A 1,126-nucleotide genomic window follows, 5' to 3' on the forward strand; every position below is an offset into this window, starting at 1 on the left:
GTGCCGCCGAAGCGCCACACCCAGCACAGGAATGGCGAGGAGCGGCTCTTCTTCGAGGAACTGATGGGCGAGGAGGGGTTCTCGTCCGATTCGTCCCTGCTGTACCACCGGGAGATCCCGTCGGCGATCACCGACTCCCAGACCTGGGACGTCCCGGACCTGTCGACGACGCCCAACCACCCCCTCAAGCCGCGTCATCTGAAGCTGCACGAGCTGTTCCCCAAGGAGACCTGGGGCGAGACCGACGTCGTCACCGGGCGGCGGGTGATCCTGGCCAACAGCGACGTGCGCCTGTCCTATGTGGTGTCGGCGGCCGACTCGCCGTTGTACCGCAACGCGATCGGCGATGAGATCGTCTACATCGAGTCGGGCACCGCCACGGTCGAGACGATCTTCGGTTCGCTGTCCGCCGAGCAGGGCGATTACGTCATCATCCCGACCTCCACCACGCACCGGTGGCTGCCGACCGGCGACCAGCCGCTGCGCGCCTACGCGATCGAGGCGACCGGCCACATCGCGCCGCCCAAGCGCTACCTGTCGCGCTACGGGCAGTTCCTGGAGAACGCCCCGTACTGCGAACGCGACCTGCACGGCCCCGGCGACCCGCTGGTCTCGGACGAGACCGATGTCGAGGTCTACGTCAAGCACCGCACCTCGCGCGGCATCGTCGGCACCCGGATGACCTACGCGCGGCACCCGTTCGACGTCGTCGGCTGGGACGGCTGCCTGTACCCGTTCACCTTCAGCGTCCACGACTTCGAACCGATCACCGGCCGCGTCCACCAGCCGCCACCCGTCCACCAGGTGTTCGAAGGGCACAACTTCGTGGTGTGCAACTTCGTGCCGCGCAAGGTCGACTACCACCCGCTGTCGATCCCGGTGCCCTACTACCACTCCAACGTCGACTCCGACGAGATCATGTTCTACTGCGGCGGGAACTACGAGGCGCGCAAGGGCTCCGGGATCGGGCAGGGCTCGGTGTCGGTCCACCCCGGCGGGCTGGCGCACGGCCCGCAGCCCGGCGCCTACGAACGCAGCATCGGCGTCGAGTTCTTCGACGAACTGGCCGTCATGGTCGACACCTTCCACCCCCTCGAACTCGGCGAAGGCGGCCTGGCCAGCGAAG

At 67.7% G+C, this 1,126-nt stretch carries 1 protein-coding gene; it reads left to right on the top strand.

Features of this window, described 5'->3' with window-relative positions; all coding sequences use genetic code 11:
- On the top strand, positions 1-1,126 hold a 1,126-nt coding region (locus HUX53_RS34625), incomplete at both ends, for a homogentisate 1,2-dioxygenase (RefSeq protein WP_176407494.1).

Source organism: Actinomadura sp. BRA 177, from assembly GCF_013372625.1.
Classification (GTDB): domain Bacteria; phylum Actinomycetota; class Actinomycetes; order Streptosporangiales; family Streptosporangiaceae; genus Spirillospora.